This is a genomic window from Phocaeicola massiliensis B84634 = Timone 84634 = DSM 17679 = JCM 13223 (assembly GCF_000382445.1).
Classification (GTDB): Bacteria; Bacteroidota; Bacteroidia; order Bacteroidales; family Bacteroidaceae; genus Phocaeicola; species Phocaeicola massiliensis.
In genome coordinates this window covers 131,919-150,080 of the sequence record NZ_KB905472.1, presented here as the reverse complement: position 1 = coordinate 150,080, position 18,162 = coordinate 131,919, and the positions used below count along the sequence as shown (strand labels likewise).

The 18,162-nt window shown below is 44.7% G+C and carries 11 protein-coding genes; 8 read left to right on the top strand and 3 right to left on the bottom strand.

Features of this window, described 5'->3' with window-relative positions; genetic code table 11:
• Positions 1-10: 10 nt before the first annotated feature.
• On the top strand, positions 11-646 hold the full coding sequence (locus HMPREF1534_RS18165; protein ID WP_005935680.1) for a cytidylate kinase-like family protein: 636 nt from the start codon (positions 11-13) through the stop codon (positions 644-646).
• Between the two features lie 160 nt (positions 647-806).
• Here HMPREF1534_RS18165 and HMPREF1534_RS18170 read toward each other — a convergent pair whose 3' ends face one another.
• Positions 807-2,876 (bottom strand): RNA degradosome polyphosphate kinase, encoded by a 2,070-nt coding sequence (locus HMPREF1534_RS18170; protein WP_005935678.1) that lies wholly within the window; start codon positions 2,874-2,876, stop codon positions 807-809.
• Positions 2,877-2,933: 57 nt separating this feature from the next.
• Here HMPREF1534_RS18170 and HMPREF1534_RS18175 point away from each other — a divergent pair, with 57 nt between their 5' ends.
• The gene (locus HMPREF1534_RS18175) at positions 2,934-3,425 is read left to right on the top strand and encodes a metallophosphoesterase family protein (RefSeq protein ID WP_005935675.1); all 492 of its coding nucleotides are present in this window, start codon (positions 2,934-2,936) and stop codon (positions 3,423-3,425) included.
• 60 nt (positions 3,426-3,485) lie between these two features.
• Positions 3,486-4,625, top strand: coding sequence for a dTDP-glucose 4,6-dehydratase (gene rfbB / locus HMPREF1534_RS18180; protein WP_005935672.1), 1,140 nt, complete (start codon positions 3,486-3,488; stop codon positions 4,623-4,625).
• A 419-nt stretch (positions 4,626-5,044) separates the two neighbouring features.
• Here the strand turns inward: rfbB and HMPREF1534_RS18185 are convergent, their stop codons facing one another.
• Both HMPREF1534_RS18185 and HMPREF1534_RS18190 read right to left on the bottom strand, forming a co-directional pair.
• Positions 5,045-6,682, bottom strand: a complete 1,638-nt coding sequence (locus HMPREF1534_RS18185) for an ABC-F family ATP-binding cassette domain-containing protein (RefSeq protein WP_005935670.1) — start codon at positions 6,680-6,682, stop codon at positions 5,045-5,047.
• Positions 6,683-6,817: 135 nt separating this feature from the next.
• Entirely contained in the window at positions 6,818-8,488 is a 1,671-nt protein-coding gene (locus HMPREF1534_RS18190) for a putative transporter (RefSeq protein WP_005935667.1), read from the bottom strand.
• A gap of 286 nt (positions 8,489-8,774) precedes the next feature.
• On the opposite strand from HMPREF1534_RS18190, the gene mutA reads away from it, so the two are divergent.
• The 5 genes from mutA to HMPREF1534_RS18215 all read left to right on the top strand — a co-directional run bounded on the left by mutA (position 8,775) and on the right by HMPREF1534_RS18215 (position 18,156).
• Complete coding sequence (gene mutA, locus HMPREF1534_RS18195; protein ID WP_005935664.1) at positions 8,775-10,634, top strand: methylmalonyl-CoA mutase small subunit; 1,860 nt, start codon at positions 8,775-8,777, stop codon at positions 10,632-10,634.
• 8 nt (positions 10,635-10,642) lie between these two features.
• Positions 10,643-12,787: a methylmalonyl-CoA mutase gene (scpA, locus tag HMPREF1534_RS18200; protein WP_005935661.1), complete on the top strand. Its 2,145-nt coding sequence runs from the start codon at positions 10,643-10,645 to the stop codon at positions 12,785-12,787.
• Between the two features lie 199 nt (positions 12,788-12,986).
• The gene (locus HMPREF1534_RS18205) at positions 12,987-14,921 is read left to right on the top strand and encodes an LruC domain-containing protein (protein WP_005935659.1); all 1,935 of its coding nucleotides are present in this window, start codon (positions 12,987-12,989) and stop codon (positions 14,919-14,921) included.
• 112 nt (positions 14,922-15,033) lie between these two features.
• Positions 15,034-15,900, top strand: coding sequence for a PepSY-like domain-containing protein (locus HMPREF1534_RS18210; RefSeq protein WP_005935656.1), 867 nt, complete (start codon positions 15,034-15,036; stop codon positions 15,898-15,900).
• Between the two features lie 120 nt (positions 15,901-16,020).
• Positions 16,021-18,156, top strand: a complete 2,136-nt coding sequence (locus HMPREF1534_RS18215) for a DNA topoisomerase 3 (protein ID WP_018451999.1) — start codon at positions 16,021-16,023, stop codon at positions 18,154-18,156.
• The last annotated feature ends 6 nt before the right edge of the window (positions 18,157-18,162 follow it).

Here is an 18,162-nt window from a genome sequence, read left to right as displayed (position 1 = left end):
TATTACGACTATGAACGAGAATTATGTCATAAACCTAGGCCGTCAGCTAGGCAGTGGTGGTAAAGAAATAGGCGAGAAGCTGGCAAAAGAATTCGGTATCGCCTTCTATGATAAAGAATTGATAAAACTTGCTTCCGATGAGAGCGGATTGTGTAAGGAGTTCTTCGAGAAAGCCGATGAGCGCGCTTCACAAAGCATCATCGGCGGTCTGTTTGGTACTCGTTTTCCTTTTATCAGTGACGGTGCCATCCCCTATGGAAGCTGTCTGAGCAATGATTCACTGTTCAAAATTCAGAGTGATGTGATACGCGAGTTGGCCGAAAGACAGTCCTGCCTTTTTGTGGGAAGATGCGCCGATTATATCCTTCGCGACCATCCGCGATGTGTCAATGTATTTGTATCTGCTTCAAAAGAGGCGCGAATAGAGCGGCTGATGAGAATCCACAACATACCTTCGGAGGCTGCCGAAGAGTTAATGGAGAAAGCCGATAAGAAACGCTCTTCCTATTATAATTATTACAGCTATAAAACATGGGGAGCTGCAGAAACCTACCACCTGTGCATTGACTCATCGGTATTGGGAATAGACGGAACTGTGCAGTTTATCAAAGAGTTTGTCAAGCTGAAACTGGGAATCCAAAAATAACACTCAAAAAGACCTTGGAAAATATGTCCAGACCAAACCAACGGTCACGGCCTTGGAAGTAATGCACAAAGCAAACTGTTTTCGGGCGAGGTTTGCTCGCCCGAAAACAGCAAAATATTGGAGATTCATGCCATCCACCGCAAATGAAGAATTCACCGGACTACAGCCGATTACGGTCATTCTTCTCTTTCAGATACTCATAAAATGCATATTGGGCGCGTACCGGTTCTTCATTCGGATTCTTTTTCAGCACATTCTTTAAGTTCTCATCCACCCATCCTGCCTTTTGGTTATCCCTCAACTGGATATGAAGCATATCAATCATCTCCTGTTTCAACTCTTCGTCCATGACAGGAGTCACCGCCTCTATCCGCCGATACAGATTACGCCTCATCCAGTCCGGCGACCCCATGAAAAGAAGCGGTTTCCCACCGTTCAGGAAGTACCAGATACGGGCATGCTCCAAGAAGCTGTCCACTATACGGGTGATACGGATATTCTTGCTGTATGCCTGGCCGGGTATCAAACAGCAGATACCACGGACTATCAAATCAATCTTCACCCCCGCTTCACTCGCCTTATAGAGTTCATCAATCATAGCCGGGTCTTGCAGTGCATTCATTTTCAAAATGATATGTGCCTCTTTTCCGGCTTTCGCCATATTTATTTCATAACCAATCCGCCTGCGCAACTCCGGCAACAGATTGAACCGTGCCACCAGCAGACGTTTGAATTTCGGTTCAGCCACCTCCTTACGCAACACACGGAAAAGCGTATGCAAGTCATTGACAATTACTTCATTCGAAGTAAACAAACCCGAATCGGCATATACCGTTGCCGTTTTCTCATTAAAATTCCCCGTACTGATATAAGCATAGCTGCGCACTTGCTTTCCTTCCTTGTTGCGGCGAAGCACCAATGCCACCTTCGCATGCACTTTCAGTCCCGGAATACTATATATAATGTGTATTCCCGCTTTCTCCATCAGTTCGGCCGTCGCCAAATTATTTTCTTCATCAAAACGTGCCTTCAGCTCCACAAAGACAGTCACCTGCTTACCGTTTTGTGCAGCAGCTATCAGCGTATTGATAACCTCCGAGTTTTCTGCCACCCGATACTGGGTAATCATAATCTCTTTGCAAGAAGGGTCGTGCACCGCTTCGTAAAGGAAATGGATAAAATGGTCAAACGAATGATAGGGAAAGTGCAACAGCAAATCACGCTTATTGACATATCGGAAGATGGATTCTTTTTCATCCAGATAATTCAGTTTCATGGGTACCGGCTTGACCGGTGCTTCATTACCACGATTAGGATTGGGCAAATGCGACAAGTCTTCAAGGTTGAGATGCTTGTCACCCGGAACCAGCTCATCGCGATTGATGTCAAAGGCATCCACAAGGAATTCCAGATAGTCCACAGGCATCTTGCGGTCATACACAAAACGACATACCGCCCCTATCTTGCGCTTCTTCACCTTCTTTTTCAGTTGCTCTACCATCTTTTCAGAACTTTCGGCATCATCGACAAAAATATCGGCATCACGCGATATCTTGCAACAATAGCTGCAATCCAACTCATAGCCGGGAAACATACGGTCAATATTTGCCTTGATGATATCCTCCATATACATCAGATAGAAATACTCACCCACCCGGGGAAGCTCGATGAAACGGGGCACTTTGCTATATGGCAGTTTGATGATATAATATTCCTTCTCATCGGTGTCACGACGGATGACACGCACCGAAAGATAAAGACGGTTGTCACGCAAAAAAGTCTTGATGCGATTCTTACATACAGGCACGGGCTGCAAATAAGGAAAAATCTCCTCTTTGAAGAAGTTCCTGATGAACTCCGTATGCACGGGCTCCACCTCCTGCTTGCTTTGGTAAAACACCACATGCTGCTGTTCACGCAAAGCAGGAATCAGCTTGCGTTCATAAATGCGAATACGGTCTTCCATCTGCTCATTCACCACCTCGGTTATCTGATGAATAAGATGTTTTGCCTCTTCCTGAGTAATATCATCACTGTGACCGCCCGAAGCAATCGCTTTATGTTCTGCCACACGTATCTTATAGAACTCTTCGAGATTGGAAGAATATATTGAAACAAAATTTATTCGCTCATATAGCGGAAGGGAGTCATCATCGGCCTCCAGTAATACCCGATGATTAAATGACAACCAACTGATATCACGTTTAAAATAATGATATTTGCTCTCCATAATATGCTAAGATTTGTGTCAAATATAGTACCTTTGTTGGAAATAAACAAACAAACAATGACTAGAATTGGATTATTATCGGATACTCATTCATATTGGGACGATAAATATTTAAAATACTTTGAGGAATGTGACGAGATTTGGCATGCAGGCGACATCGGCTCGGTGGAAGTTGCCGAACGGTTAGCTGCCTTCCGACCCTTTCGTGCCGTATACGGAAATATCGACGGACAGGAAATCCGTAAACTTTATCCACAGATAAACCGTTTTACCGTCGACGGTGCAGAAGTACTGATGAAGCACATCGGCGGTTATCCGGGCAATTACGACCCGTCCATCCGCGGCAGCCTGTTTGTAAAGCCGCCCCAATTATTCATCAGCGGGCATTCTCACATCCTGAAAGTGAAATATGACAAGACTCTCGGCCTGCTGCACATCAATCCGGGAGCAGCAGGCAAATCAGGTTTCCACACCGTTCGCACACTGGTGCGTTTTGTAATAGACCAAGGAGAATTTAAAGATTTAGAAGTAATAGAATTGGCAGAATAAGTTGGATAGTAAGAAAATCTTTCCGAACTTTGCCCCACAAAAACAGTAATAACTAAAAATATGAAGACTTATCTCGTTACAGGAGCTGCCGGATTTATCGGCGCCAACTATTTAAAGTACATTTTGGCCAAGCATGACGATATCAAGGTCGTTGTCCTTGACGCCCTGACCTACGCCGGAAATCTGGGAACCATCGCATCTGACATTGATAATGAACGTTGCTTCTTTGTAAAAGGAGATATCTGTGACCAAGCACTTGCAGACCAGCTCTTTGCTGAATATAAGTTTGATTATGTAGTGAACTTTGCTGCCGAGAGCCACGTAGACCGCAGCATTGAGAATCCGCAACTGTTTTTACAGACCAACATCCTCGGCACACAAAACCTGCTGGATGCTGCCCGCCGTGCATGGGTCACCGGTAAGGACGAACACGGATATCCCACTTGGCGCAAAGACGTGCGCTATCATCAGGTGTCTACCGATGAAGTATATGGCAGTCTGGGAGCCGAAGGTTTCTTTACAGAAGAAACACCGCTTTGCCCTCACAGCCCTTACAGCGCCTCAAAGACAAGTGCCGACATGATTGTAATGGCATATCGTGATACATACAAGATGCCTGTCACCATCACCCGTTGTTCCAACAACTACGGTCCTTATCATTTTCCCGAGAAACTGATTCCGCTTATCATCAAGAACATTCTGGAAGGCAAGAAGCTTCCTGTCTACGGCGACGGAAGCAATGTGCGCGACTGGCTGTATGTGGAAGACCATTGCAAAGCCATCGATTTAGTGGTACGCCGGGGACGCAACGGAGAAGTTTACAATGTAGGCGGACATAATGAAAAGCAAAATATAGAAATAGTCAAGCTTACCATTGCCACCATCCATCAGATGATGACCGAAAATCCCGAATATCGCAAGGTATTAAAGAAGAAGGAACGGAAAGAGAACGGCGAAATCAGCATTGACTGGATTAACGAGTCACTGATTACGTTCGTCAAAGACCGTTTGGGACATGACCAGCGTTATGCCATCGACCCCGAAAAGATTACAAAGGAACTGGGCTGGTATCCTGAAACAAAATTTGAAGTGGGCATCGTGAAAACAATACAATGGTATCTGGAGAATCAAGCTTGGGTGGAAAATGTAACCAGCGGTGATTATCAGAAGTATTACGAAAGTATGTATAAAAACAGATAATACATCAATAGACCGGAAGCGGTGGCAGCAGGTAATCAATGTATCGTGAATCTGCTGCCACCGCTTTCCGATTATTTTAACTTCAGCTTGACCAACACCGGAACAGTTCTATCCTAACCGAGGACTTGCATACAAGAATAAAGAAACAGCTAATGAAGTATGTCCTTTCATCAGCCGTAACAAGCATTCTCATCCGTTAGATTACCCCCTTTTATCAGTCGAAGTATTATAGTCTTCGGCAATGGACTGTACAGTCTATTACCGGAGACTGTATGGTCTACTACGGTGGACTGTACAGTCCGCTGCCGGAGACTGTAGTAATCTTCCGTTTAAAAGCCCTTGACCGACAGCAGGAAACGACTTAATCTTCCCTTTGGCCGCGGTTAAGCAGCAGGAGGCGATACAATGTGACTTTTACATTATTTCTTTTCAAGCTCTTGCAAGCTTTCCATCTTCTTCGTTTCCAGGAATTCATAGATGCCGCAAAGATGCTCTTTCACTTTCTTGTTGCCGAATTCATACACCTTGCTCACCAGCCCATCAAGGAAATCACGGTCATGGGATACCACGATAAGCGTACCGTCAAAATCAAGCAAAGCCTGTTTCAAGATATCTTTTGTCTTCATGTCGAGGTGATTGGTAGGCTCATCGAGAATCAGCAGATTGACCGGTTCAAGAAGTAACTTTATCATTGCCAGACGGGTGCGTTCACCTCCCGAAAGTACCTTAACCTTCTTCATCGAAGCCTCGGGACTGCCAAACATGAAAGCTCCCAGCAAGTCACGAATCTTATTACGGATTTCACCTTTAGCCACATCATCGATGGTTTGAAAGACCGTCAGGTTTTCATCCAGCAGCGAAGCCTGATTCTGTGCAAAGTAGCCGATCTGAACATTATGTCCCAGTGTGAGTGTTCCTTCGTGCTCTATCTCCTTCATGATACATTTCACCAGCGTAGACTTACCCTCACCGTTCTTTCCCACAAAAGCCACTTTATCACCGCGCTCGATAGTGAGAGACGCATTGCTGAACACTACGTGGTCGCCATACGTCTTGCCTACCCCGTCCATAATAACCGGATAATTTCCACTTCGGGGTGATGGGGGAAACTTAAGGCGAAGCGCCGAAGTGTCTTCCTCATCCACTTCCACCAGCTCCAGCTTTTCGAGCATCTTGACACGGCTTTGCACTTGCAATGTCTTGCTATAAGTTCCTTTGAAGCGTTCGATAAAGTCTTTTGTCTCCTGAATCATTTTCTGCTGCTCTTCGTATTGTTTCATCTGTTGCTCGCGGCGTTCTTTACGAAGGACAAGATATTGCGAATAGTTCACTTTATAGTCATAGATACGTCCCATGGTTACTTCGATGGTGCGCGTAGTGATGTTATCCACAAACTTACGGTCGTGACTGATGACAATGACAGCCTTTGCACTTGTTATCAGAAAATCTTCCAACCATTGTATGGACTCGATATCAAGATGATTGGTCGGCTCGTCAAGAAGAAGAACATCAGGATTCTGCAGGAGCAGTTTCGCCAACTCGATGCGCATACGCCATCCGCCGCTGAAATCACTGGTCTGCCGGTTGAAATCTTCGCGCGTGAATCCCAGCCCGAGCAACGCTTTTTCCACATCTTCCTCAAAATGGGTAAGATCGATGGCATAAAACTTCTCGCTCATGGTAGAAACTTTCTCGATAAGTTCCATATAAGAATCGCTCTCGTAATCGGTACGCGTAGCCAACTCATTGTTAATGGCCTCAATCTCCGCTTCCATGGCATGAAGATGGGCAAAAGCCTGAGAAGCCTCCTCAAAAACCGTACGACCGTCCTCCGTCATCAAATGCTGTGGAAGATAAGCGACTACACAATCCTTGGGGGCAGTCACTTTTCCGCGGGAAGGCTGACGGACACCCGCCAAAATCTTCAACAAGGTAGACTTGCCTGCACCGTTCTTTCCCATCAGGGCAATACGGTCTTTCTCGTTTATCTGGAAAGAAATGTCACTAAACAAGGTGGTTCCGCCAAACTCGACGGTCAATCCATCTACTGAAATCATATTTATTCTTTTTCTTTGTTATTATAATAAAGCAAATCAGGCACGGATGACACGGAGCCCACAGTCTGTCCGTAAAAAGAAAGAACCGTGTTTTCCGCGTAATCCGTGCCTGACTATATTTTCACTCACTAAAAGTTATGAAGCCAATATCAATATCAGCAACTGGGCTGTCAGGATGCGAAGGAACATGGACACCGGATAAACGGTAGAATATCCTACTGCCGGCGCATTGTTTCCCGCTGTCTGATTGGAGTAAGCCAATGCAGGGGGGTCGGTGTTACTACCTGCAATAAGACCCATCAGCATAAAATAGTTCATCTTATAATGGAAACGGGCTACGGCACCCATTATCAATAAAGGTATAACCGTTATCAAGAATCCGCAACCTACATATAATAATCCGTCACCGTCTACCACCGTGCTCACAAAATTGGCTCCCGCCTTGATGCCCACACTGGCAAGGAACAGGGCGATACCGATTTCACGCAACATCAGGTTGGCACTCATCGTGGTGTAAGTGACCAGCTTCATCTTATAACCGAAACGTCCGATCAAAATAGATACAATCAACGGACCACCGGCAAGACCTAATTTCACCGGAGTAGGAATGCCGGGGAATGCAATGGGCAGACTGCCGAACAGGATTCCAAGGAAGATACCTACGAATATAGTCACGATATTAGGATGGTCAAGGCGTTTCAACGAGTTACCCATCAAACCGGCAACACGCTCTACTGCATCCTGTGCACCTACCACCATGACACGGTCACCTACCTGAAGAGTCAGGTTTCGTGAAGCAAAGATATCCATACCCGAACGATTCACACGGGTCACATTTACTCCATACATACTGCTGAAATGAAACTCACCCAGTTGCTTACCGTTCATTTTGGGCTGCGTAATCAAGATACGGCGCGATACCATCGGAGTATCCTGCTTCTCCCAGTCTACTTCAATCTTCGGACCAATGAAAGCGATGATAGCTTCGGCATCATCTTCGGCACAAACCACAAACAACTGGTCACCGATGTGAAAAACAGTATCACGGTTCGGAATACTCACATGTCCGTTCTGAAGAATGCGGGAACATACAAAATCACGTCCCATAAAGTCTTTTACCTGGAGTAATGTCTTCCCTTCCAACGCCTCATTATGCACTTCAAGATGCATCATTCTGGGAGTAAGATGAGGGTTAGCCGCCTCTTCCCTGGCAATAGCTTCTTCTTCTTTTTTCAGATTAACACGGCAAATGTAACGAATGGCAATGATAGAACCGATAATACCCAACACACCAAGCGGATAAGCACAAGCATACCCCATGGCTATCTGCGGGCCGTTATAGCTCAGTTGCGACAAAGCTTCGTTGGCAGCACCAAGTCCGGGCGTATTCGTAACCGCACCGCAAAGAATACCCACCATCATGGGCAATTCGATACGTCCGTTCAACCCATAATACAATCCGAGGGCAACTGCAACGTTCAGACAAACAATGCCAATCGCTATCAGGTTCATGGCAACACCACCCTTCTTGAAAGAAGAGAAAAAAGACGGTCCCACCTGAAGACCAATGCAAAAGACGAACAAAATAAGTCCGAAATCTTGCAAGAATGTCAAAATCTGCGTGTTTCCCGTAAAACCGAAATGCCCACAGACAATACCGGTAAACAAGACGAAGGTTACACCCAGTGACACCCCGAAAATCTTAATCTTTCCGAGTAACACACCCACTGCTATCACAAAAGAATATAGCAGCACTATGTGTGCAATCGAGTTTTCATCAGTAAATAGATTTTGTAACCAATCCATAATATTTAATGTGTTTTAAAAATTGCCGCAAAATTAGCAAATTCATTCCACTCAGCCCAATAATCCGGGCATAATTATTTCACCTGCATGATTTATTTTGCAATATCCACATAGCAAACCCCACAGTTACCTACTTCTTTCCTTAACAAAATGACAGAAATCAGCAGTTGCTTGCTGCGAAAATAAGTAAAAAAGGGAATCTATTTAAAAGGAATTACTATATTTGCCCGAACACTTGAACAAGATACAAGATATTACTAACTTAAATATTAATACCAAATAAACTATGGCAGATAGTAAAGAGAAACTCTTTTCAGATTTTCCCGGCGTTTCTACGGAAGCGTGGATGGAAAAGATTACAGCAGACCTGAAAGGTGCTGACTTTGAAAAGAAACTGGTTTGGAAAACCAATGAAGGCTTTAAAGTGAAACCTTTCTACCGTCAGGAAGACTTGGAAGGTTTAAAAACAACAGAAGGGCTGCCCGGACAGTTCCCTTATGTGAGAGGTATAAAAAAGGATGACAACACCTGGCTGGTGCGTCAAGATATCCAAGTGGAATGCCCGAAAGAAGCAAATGCAAAAGCACTCGACATTCTGAATAAAGGTATAGACTCCCTTGGTTTCAAGGTCAATGCAAAAGACTTGAATGCCGAATACATTGAAACATTGCTGAACGGTATTTGTGCCGAATGCGTAGAGCTGAACTTCTCTACCTGTCAGGGACATACCGTGGAACTGGCTAAATTATTGGTGGAATATTTCCAAAAGCAAGGTTATGACTTGACTCAACTGCAAGGTTCTGTCAACTATGACCCGATGGGCAAGATGATGGCAAAAGGCAAAGACCTGAGCAATTTCGCTGCTATTGCCAAGGAATTGGTAGACGTTCTGGCTCCATTGCCCAAGTATCGTTGCATCTGCGTTAACGCAGTAGAGTTAAACAATGCAGGGTCTTATATTTCACAAGAGTTGGGATACGCATTGGCATGGGGTAATGAATATCTGAACAAACTGATAGAGGCGGGAGTTCCGGCTACATCGGCTGCAAAAAGAATCAAATTCAACTTCGGTATCAGCTCCAACTACTTCCTCGAAATCGCCAAATTCCGCGCAGGACGCATGTTATGGGCCAACATCGTGAACGAATATAAACCCGAATGTGAATGTGCTTGCAAAATGATTGCCCATGCAGAAACATCTACTTTTAACCTGACTCTGTTTGACGCTCACGTAAACTTGCTCCGCACCCAGACAGAAACAATGAGTGCAGCCTTGGCCGGTGTAAACTCTATTACCGTCACTCCGTTTGACAAGACTTACAAGACTCCGGATGATTTCTCGGAACGCATTGCACGCAATCAACAATTACTGTTAAAAGAAGAATGTCATTTTAATAAGGTAGTCGACCCGGCTGCCGGTTCTTATTTTATCGAAAACCTGACTGTCTCCATCGCCAAACAAGCATGGGACTTGTTCCTCAATGTGGAAGAAGAAGGCGGTATGCTGGAAGCTGTCAAAGCCGGCAAGGTGCAGGAAGCCGTCAATGCAAGCAACAAGGCCCGCCATGATGCTGTTTCCAAACGCAAAGAAGTATTGCTCGGCACCAACCAATTCCCTAACTTCAACGAAAAAGCAGGCGAAAAGAATCCGGTCGAAGCACAATGCTGCTGCTCCGGCAACAGTTGCGAGAAACCTATCGCAACACTGAACTTCAACCGTGCCGCCAGCGAATTTGAAACACTTCGCCTGCAAACCGAACGCTCAGGCAAACGTCCGAAAGCATTTATGCTCACCATAGGCAATCTGGCTATGCGTCAGGCACGTGCACAGTTCTCTTGTAACTTCCTGGCTTGTGCAGGTTATGAAGTGATTGACAACTTGGGCTTCCCCACTGTAGAAGAAGGTGTAGAAGCTGCAATGAAAGCAGGTGCCGACATCGTAGTGATTTGCTCGAGCGATGATGAATATGCCGAATATGCTGTTCCGGCATTCAAAGCGCTCAACGGACGCGCCATGTTTATCGTAGCAGGTGCTCCGGCTTGCATGGAAGACCTGAAAGCCGCAGGCATCGAAAACTTTATCCATGTACGTGTAAACGTATTGGAAACTTTGAAAGAATACAACGCTAAGTTAGGAATTAAGTAAGGAAGACAATGAAACCGAATTTTAAAAACATAGATATTTATGCCGGATTCCAGCCGCAGAACGGTATGGAATGGCAAAAAGCCAACGGCATTACCGCCGACTGGAAAACACCGGAACACATCAGTGTGAAGCCTGTTTATACGAAAGAAGACCTGGAAGGTATGGAACATTTGAACTATACCGCAGGTATTCCTCCCTATCTCCGTGGCCCATACTCCATGATGTATACATTCCGCCCTTGGACAATCCGCCAATACGCCGGCTTCTCTACCGCAGAAGAAAGTAACGCATTCTATCGCCGTAATCTGGCCTCAGGTCAGAAAGGTCTGTCTGTTGCATTCGACCTTCCGACCCACCGTGGCTATGACCCCGACCATCAGCGTGTAGTAGGCGACGTAGGTAAAGCAGGTGTATCTATCTGTTCACTGGAAAACATGAAAGTATTGTTCGATGGCATCCCCTTGAACAAGATGTCCGTTTCCATGACCATGAACGGAGCCGTACTTCCTATCATGGCATTCTATATCAATGCAGGACTGGAACAGGGAGCGAAACTTGAAGAAATGGCAGGAACCATCCAGAATGATATTTTGAAAGAGTTCATGGTGCGTAACACCTATATTTATCCGCCTGCCTTCTCTATGAAGATTATCTCCGACATCTTTGAATACACCTCTCAAAAGATGCCTAAGTTCAATTCAATCTCTATCTCCGGCTATCACATGCAGGAAGCAGGTGCTACGGCAGATATCGAATTGGCTTATACCTTGGCCGACGGTTTGGAATATCTCCGTGCAGGTGTTGCAGCAGGTATCGATATCGATGCCTTTGCTCCGCGCTTGTCGTTCTTCTGGGCTATCGGTATGAATCACTTTATGGAGATTGCCAAAATGCGTGCCGCACGTATGTTATGGGCAAAACTCGTGAAACAGTTCAACCCGAAAAACCCGAAGTCACTGGCTTTGCGTACTCACTCGCAGACTTCAGGCTGGTCACTGACCGAACAAGATCCATTCAATAACGTAGGCCGTACCTGTATCGAAGCAATGGCTGCCGCACTGGGACACACCCAGTCACTGCACACCAATGCATTGGACGAAGCAATTGCTCTTCCGACAGACTTTTCTGCACGTATTGCACGTAATACTCAGATTTATATTCAGGAAGAAACTTACATTTGTAAGAATGTAGACCCATGGGGAGGTTCTTACTATGTAGAGTCTCTGACAAATGAACTGGCTCACAAGGCTTGGGAACATATTCAGGAAATCGAAAGCCTCGGCGGTATGGCAAAAGCTATCGAAACCGGTGTGCCCAAAATGCGTATCGAAGAAGCTGCCGCACGCACTCAGGCCCGCATTGACTCAGGTGCACAGACTATCGTGGGAACCAACAAGTATCGCTTGGAAAAAGAAGACCCCATCGATATCCTCGAAGTAGACAACACCGCCGTTCGACTGGAACAGATTGAGAACTTGAAACGTCTGAAAGAGGGCCGCAACGAAGAAGAAGTGAAAAAAGCATTGGATGCTATTACCCGTTGCGTCGAGACCAAAGAAGGCAATTTGCTGGAACTGGCAGTAGAAGCAGCCCGTGTCCGCGCTACCTTAGGCGAAATTTCAGATGCTTGCGAAAAGATTGTAGGACGTTATAAAGCAGTAATTAGAACTATATCAGGCGTGTATTCATCAGAAAGTAAAAAAGATGCAGATTTCGCAAAAGCTTGCGAACTGACCGAAGAATTTGCAAAGAAAGAAGGTCGCCGTCCGCGTATCATGGTTGCCAAGATGGGACAGGATGGACACGACCGCGGTGCGAAAGTGGTTGCTACAGGTTATGCAGACTGTGGTTTCGACGTAGATATGGGACCGTTGTTCCAGACTCCTGCCGAAGCTGCCCGTGAAGCAGTGGAAAACGATGTTCATGCAGTGGGCGTTTCATCACTGGCTGCCGGACACAAGACTTTGATTCCGCAACTGATGGAAGAGTTGAAGAAGTTAGGCCGCGAAGATATTCTGGTTATTGCCGGAGGTGTAATTCCTGCCCAAGACTACGACTTCCTTTATAAAGCAGGTGTAGCAGCTATCTTTGGTCCGGGTACTTCTGTAGCCAAAGCAGCAGTACAGATTATGGAAATATTGCTGGAAGAATAAAAGTCTTCCTTACCACATTCAATTTATAAAAGGCGAACTTCGAACAAGTTTGCCTTTTATATTTTACCCAAACTACACTTCATCCCGATAATTGTCTCCCCAAATAAAATAATCCTTGTTTTTAAGCTTTTATTCCCATCTTTTATTCGTTATCAACGATTTTTTAATTACATTTGCTTGATTAACATCTTAAAATGATATGAAGGATTTAACAAAATGCGTGCTAATCACAGCAACGCTGTTCGTGTTATATAGTTGCATGGACAAAAACGGACTGAACGGTGCACCCGAACCGACTCCCGAACCGGAAAAACCTTCCGTAGAGGACTACTTTGACTTCAACACAATGCAAACTATTAAAGTGAACATTGATTATGGTTTCAATGACTATCTCGTACTTTTTGAACTCTTCGATGAAAACCCCACAGAAGAACCGGAGGATGGATCTATTATTAAAAAAGAGAATATAAAAGGGCTTTTTAAAGCCTCAACGGATAAATCAGGACGGTTCTCAGGCAATGTTACCATCCCGGCCCGAACCGAGAAAATATGGTTATACTCCGATTATTTGGGAACAGTTTCCCCCATAGAACTGACAATCAAAGACAAAAGTATCAGCTTCAATCAAAACGACTATATTGCCTCGCACAGAGACAGGACACGGGCAGTGACCCCCGTCAATGAATTTAAATATCCTGATGAATACAAGATATTAGGAGATTGGAGCGAAAGTGGAAAACCGACATATTTACTTCCCAAAGCAAATACGCCAGACTATATACTTTATAATATAAAAGAAACATACTCTACCATAAAGAATAAATACATATCCATAGTACATCCGGAATTTCTCGAAAACAACTTCAGCTCGGATATCATTTTATCGAAAGCAACCAAAATAAAATTGGTATTTGTGAATAGCGGAGCCGGATACAAAAATGTAGTTGGATATTATACTTATCCGAAAAATGAAACCCCTGAAGAAAATAAAATAACAAAGATTATTGCATTTCCCAATATCACCAGAACAGACCAGGCTTCTATATTTTCCCGTGACCAAGTAGAATTAAAATATTGGGATGGAACACAATTCCAAGATGAATTCCCGGCAGGGGTCACCATCGGATTTTTCCTTCAACCCAATGGGTTCTCCAACAATAACGGTACTATCGAAAACCCGGTAAAAGGAAATGCCTGGAATGCCACTAAATATTCAAGCCCCAACCTGAACTATCAAGGTGAAAAACGAACCATCGCTTTATTGGACGCCATTTCTACACAAATGGTAACTATCGGTTTTGAAGACGGTAAGGATAACAACTTTTCCGATGCTACATTCTATCTTGACATTGAACAAAAGGATGCAGTGGAAAAAAATACAATTCCCGATTTACCGGATGAAAACGCTCCAACTCCGGATGACAATGTACAAACGACTTTTGGTACACTTACCTATGAGGATAAATGGCCGGAAGAAGGTGATTATGACATGAATGATGTTATGATAGACTATGAATCCACTATTTACAAAACATTAGAAACCAATAAAATCACCAAAATTATCGATAAGTTTACCCCTCGTCATAACGGAGGTATTTATAACAACGGCTTTGGCTACCAATTGACAAATATTACTTATACAGATGTCAAAAGTATCACTATCGAGGGACCTGAACGTTCCACATTCATCGGCAACGACAATATGGAAAGCGGACAGACCTACCCTACTGTCCTCCTCTTTGACAATATCAAAAACGTGATAGGAAAGACCTATACTGTGACCATAGAAATAGCAAATGCAGACTATAATAAACTAATTCCGCCCTATAATCCGTTTATTATCTGCAGCACAGACCAAGGAAGAGGCAAAGAAGTGCACCTTGTCAATTACCCGCCGACCGATAAAGCCGACAACAACTTATGGAGTACAGGAGAAGATGCCTCTCAACCTGAGCACAATTTGTTTTATGTATCCAACGACAATATGCCCTTTGCTATCCATTTACCGGATGTAAAAGACTTCCCTGTCCCGGCAGAAAAGGTACGTATCACTACAGCATACCCCGGATTCGCTGAATGGGTAAGATCTTCCGGTGCACAAAACAAAGACTGGTATCTTCATAAAAACGAATAAAGAGAAGCAGGTAAAAAAATAACCGAAAAGCTGCAATTTGCTTCAAATTTCAGAATCTTTTTAGATTCTCCCTCTAAATTTGCCGCAAAGAAACCATAAAAATAAAACGATTATGAAAAAGAACTGGATGTTATTTTTATTTTTTGCAGCTATCAATGTATTTACTTTCAGCGCATGTAGTGACGACGACAATGATACTGCCGATGCATCGGCAGTATCCAATCTTGTCCGGGAAGCATTTAATTCCAAATATCCACAAGCCCGGTCTGTGGAATGGGAAGTAAAGGGTAATTATGCCGTTGCCAGTTTCCACAGCGAAGGAACATCGCATGAAGCATGGTATAATCCTTCGTCGGCAGAATGGTATATGACGGAAAGCGATATACCTTATGAAGCATTGCCACAACCGGTGAAAGAGACTTTCAAACAAAGTGAATATGCCGGTTGGAAAATAGACGATGTAGACATGCTAGCCCGAGCAGGCATGGAAACCATTTATGTAATCGAAGTGGAGCAAGGCAAACAGGAAGTCGATTTATATTATTCGCCCGAAGGTGTTCTGACCAGAACTGAAGTTGATAATGATTCGGACTACTATGAAGATTTCATTCCCCAACCGGATTTGGACGATTTCTCTGCCCTCATCAAAGAGATGTACCCCAATGCCCGTATTCTTGATATCGAAAAAGAAAAAGATTACATGGAAGTGAGTATTTGGGATGAAAATAAAGAAAAAGACGTTTATTTCGACAGTAAGAAGACATGGGTGGGAACCAGTTGGGACGTACGTGCTTCCGAACTTCCCCAAGCTGTGATACAGGCTGTTAATGCCCGGTATCCCGGATTTACCATCGATGATGCCGAATACGTACAAACACCCGTATCCGAAGAATGGTATATCATCGACTTGGAAAACAAAAGCACAGACGAGGAAGTGGAAAACCTGAGAATAAAAGCAGACGGTACATGGATTAAATAGCATATCAAGTACAGATAGCGGCTGAAAGCAGTTTCTAAATTCTCATAAATTAAAGAGAAAAGAGAGTTGCTTTCAGCCGTTTTTGTTACCTTTGCAATCCTATTAGACAGAACGAAAATTATGATAGTTTGTATTGCCGAAAAGCCTTCCGTTGCACGCGATATCGCCGATGTATTGGGAGCAAAAAACAAAAAAGACGGATACATAGAAGGAAACGGATACCAGGTGACCTGGACATTCGGGCATCTCTGTACCCTGAAGGAGCCGCATGAATATACTCCTTCATGGAAAGCATGGAGCTTGTCCAGCCTTCCGATGATTCCTCCACGTTTCGGAATCAAACTCATCAATGACCCGGGTATAGAGAAGCAGTTCCGCATAATCGAAAGTTTAATGCAGAAAGCCGATGAGATTATAAACTGTGGTGATGCCGGACAAGAAGGAGAGCTGATTCAGCGATGGGTGATGCAAAAAGCAGGCGCTCACTGCCCGGTGAAACGCTTGTGGATTTCATCACTGACCGAAGAAGCTATCCGTGAAGGTTTCCAAAACCTGAAAGACCAGTCCGATTTCAAGCCGTTGTACGAAGCCGGCTTAAGCCGTGCCATCGGCGATTGGGTATTGGGGATGAATGCCACCCGTCTTTACACCTTAAAGTATGGACAAAACCGACAGGTTTTATCTATCGGTCGCGTACAGACACCCACCCTTGCTCTGATTGTCAAAAGGCAACTGGAAATTGAGAACTTCACTCCCCAACAGTATTGGGTACTTGCCACTGTATATCGTGCTACGACCTTTACCGCCATCATCCGAAAAAGCGATGAAGAACTGGCACAAGAGGAAAGTGACCAAAAAGAATCGGCTAAAAAGAGCAAGAGGACTGTAGAAAACAGAGGAATACCTCCCATCACTGATCTCTCCACAGGCGAAGCATTGATGGAACGTATCAAGAATGTTCCTTTTACCGTGACAGAAGTGACCAAAAAAGCAGGAACAGAAGCACCTCCCCGACTCTTCGACTTGACCTCTTTACAGGTAGAATGCAATAAAAAGTTTGGATATTCGGCTGATGATACATTAAAACTTATCCAATCGCTCTACGAAAAGAAAGTTACCACCTACCCACGTGTGGATACTACTTTCCTGAGTGACGATATTTACCCTAAATGTCCCGGCATTCTGGCAGGTCTGAAACCATACGAAACACTGACAGCTCCGCTTGCCGGTACCAAGCTGAATAAATCAAAGAAGGTGTTCGACAATTCGAAAGTCACCGACCACCATGCCATCATTCCCACCGGGCAACCTCCTGTCAACCTGACGGATATGGAGAAACGTGTGTTCGACCTTGTGGCACGCCGCTTCATTGCCGCATTTTATCCCGACTGTAAGTTTTCTACCACAACCGTGATTGGCGAAACAGATGGAATAGAATTCAAAGTTACCGGAAAACAAATATTGGAACCGGGATGGCGTGTCATCTTTGCCAAACCGCAGACCAATCTGCCCGACGGCATGACCGACCCTGATACAGAACCGCGTGAAGGAGATGAAGAACGCACTCTGCCTACTTTTGTAAAAGGTGAAAGCGGACCTCATCTGCCCACATTGAACGAGAAATGGACACAGCCGCCCAAACCCTACACAGAGGCTACCTTGCTGCGTGCCATGGAAACTGCCGGTAAACTGGTGGACAATGACGAATTGCGCGATGCCTTGAAAGAGAACGGCATCGGACGTCCGTCTACCCGCGCTGCCATTATCGAAACCTTATTCAAACGTCACTATATCCGAAAAGAACGCAAGAACCTGATTGCTACTCCCACCGGAGTGGAACTTATCGGACTGATTCACGAAGAGCTGTTGAAATCAGCAGAACTGACAGGTATCTGGGAAAAGAAACTGCGCGAGATAGAACGGAAAAGCTATGATGCTTCCACTTTTCTGGACGAACTGAAACAAATGGTAGCGGAAGTGGTGCACAGCGTATTGAGCGACAACACCAATCGCCGCGTCACTACCATGGAAGAAACTGTCAAAGAAGAAGCCTCCAAGAAGACTGCTGCCAAAAGGAAAGCAAGTCCCCGCAAACCGAAAGCCGCCACCAAAGAAGAGAAGCCGGAAAATCCGCCTGCCGATGAATGGATCGGTAAACCTTGTCCGCTATGTGGAAAAGGAACGATTATCAAAGGAAAAACAGCTTACGGGTGTTCCGAATGGAAGAACGGCTGCACCTTTCGCAAACCGTTCTGATAGATG

Bases quoted from the DNA above. Each gene is read 5' to 3' on its own strand.
- HMPREF1534_RS18190 (WP_005935667.1), bottom strand. From the start codon at position 8,488: ATGGATTGGTTACAAAATCTATTTACTGATGAAAACTCGATTGCACAC.
- HMPREF1534_RS18210 (WP_005935656.1), top strand. From the start codon at position 15,034: ATGAAAAAGAACTGGATGTTATTTTTATTTTTTGCAGCTATCAATGTA.
- HMPREF1534_RS18165 (WP_005935680.1), top strand. From the start codon at position 11: ATGAACGAGAATTATGTCATAAACCTAGGCCGTCAGCTAGGCAGTGGT.
- scpA (WP_005935661.1), top strand. From the start codon at position 10,643: ATGAAACCGAATTTTAAAAACATAGATATTTATGCCGGATTCCAGCCG.
- HMPREF1534_RS18185 (WP_005935670.1), bottom strand. From the start codon at position 6,682: ATGATTTCAGTAGATGGATTGACCGTCGAGTTTGGCGGAACCACCTTG.
- HMPREF1534_RS18215 (WP_018451999.1), top strand. From the start codon at position 16,021: ATGATAGTTTGTATTGCCGAAAAGCCTTCCGTTGCACGCGATATCGCC.
- HMPREF1534_RS18205 (WP_005935659.1), top strand. From the start codon at position 12,987: ATGAAGGATTTAACAAAATGCGTGCTAATCACAGCAACGCTGTTCGTG.
- HMPREF1534_RS18170 (WP_005935678.1), bottom strand. From the start codon at position 2,876: ATGGAGAGCAAATATCATTATTTTAAACGTGATATCAGTTGGTTGTCA.
- mutA (WP_005935664.1), top strand. From the start codon at position 8,775: ATGGCAGATAGTAAAGAGAAACTCTTTTCAGATTTTCCCGGCGTTTCT.
- HMPREF1534_RS18175 (WP_005935675.1), top strand. From the start codon at position 2,934: ATGACTAGAATTGGATTATTATCGGATACTCATTCATATTGGGACGAT.
- rfbB (WP_005935672.1), top strand. From the start codon at position 3,486: ATGAAGACTTATCTCGTTACAGGAGCTGCCGGATTTATCGGCGCCAAC.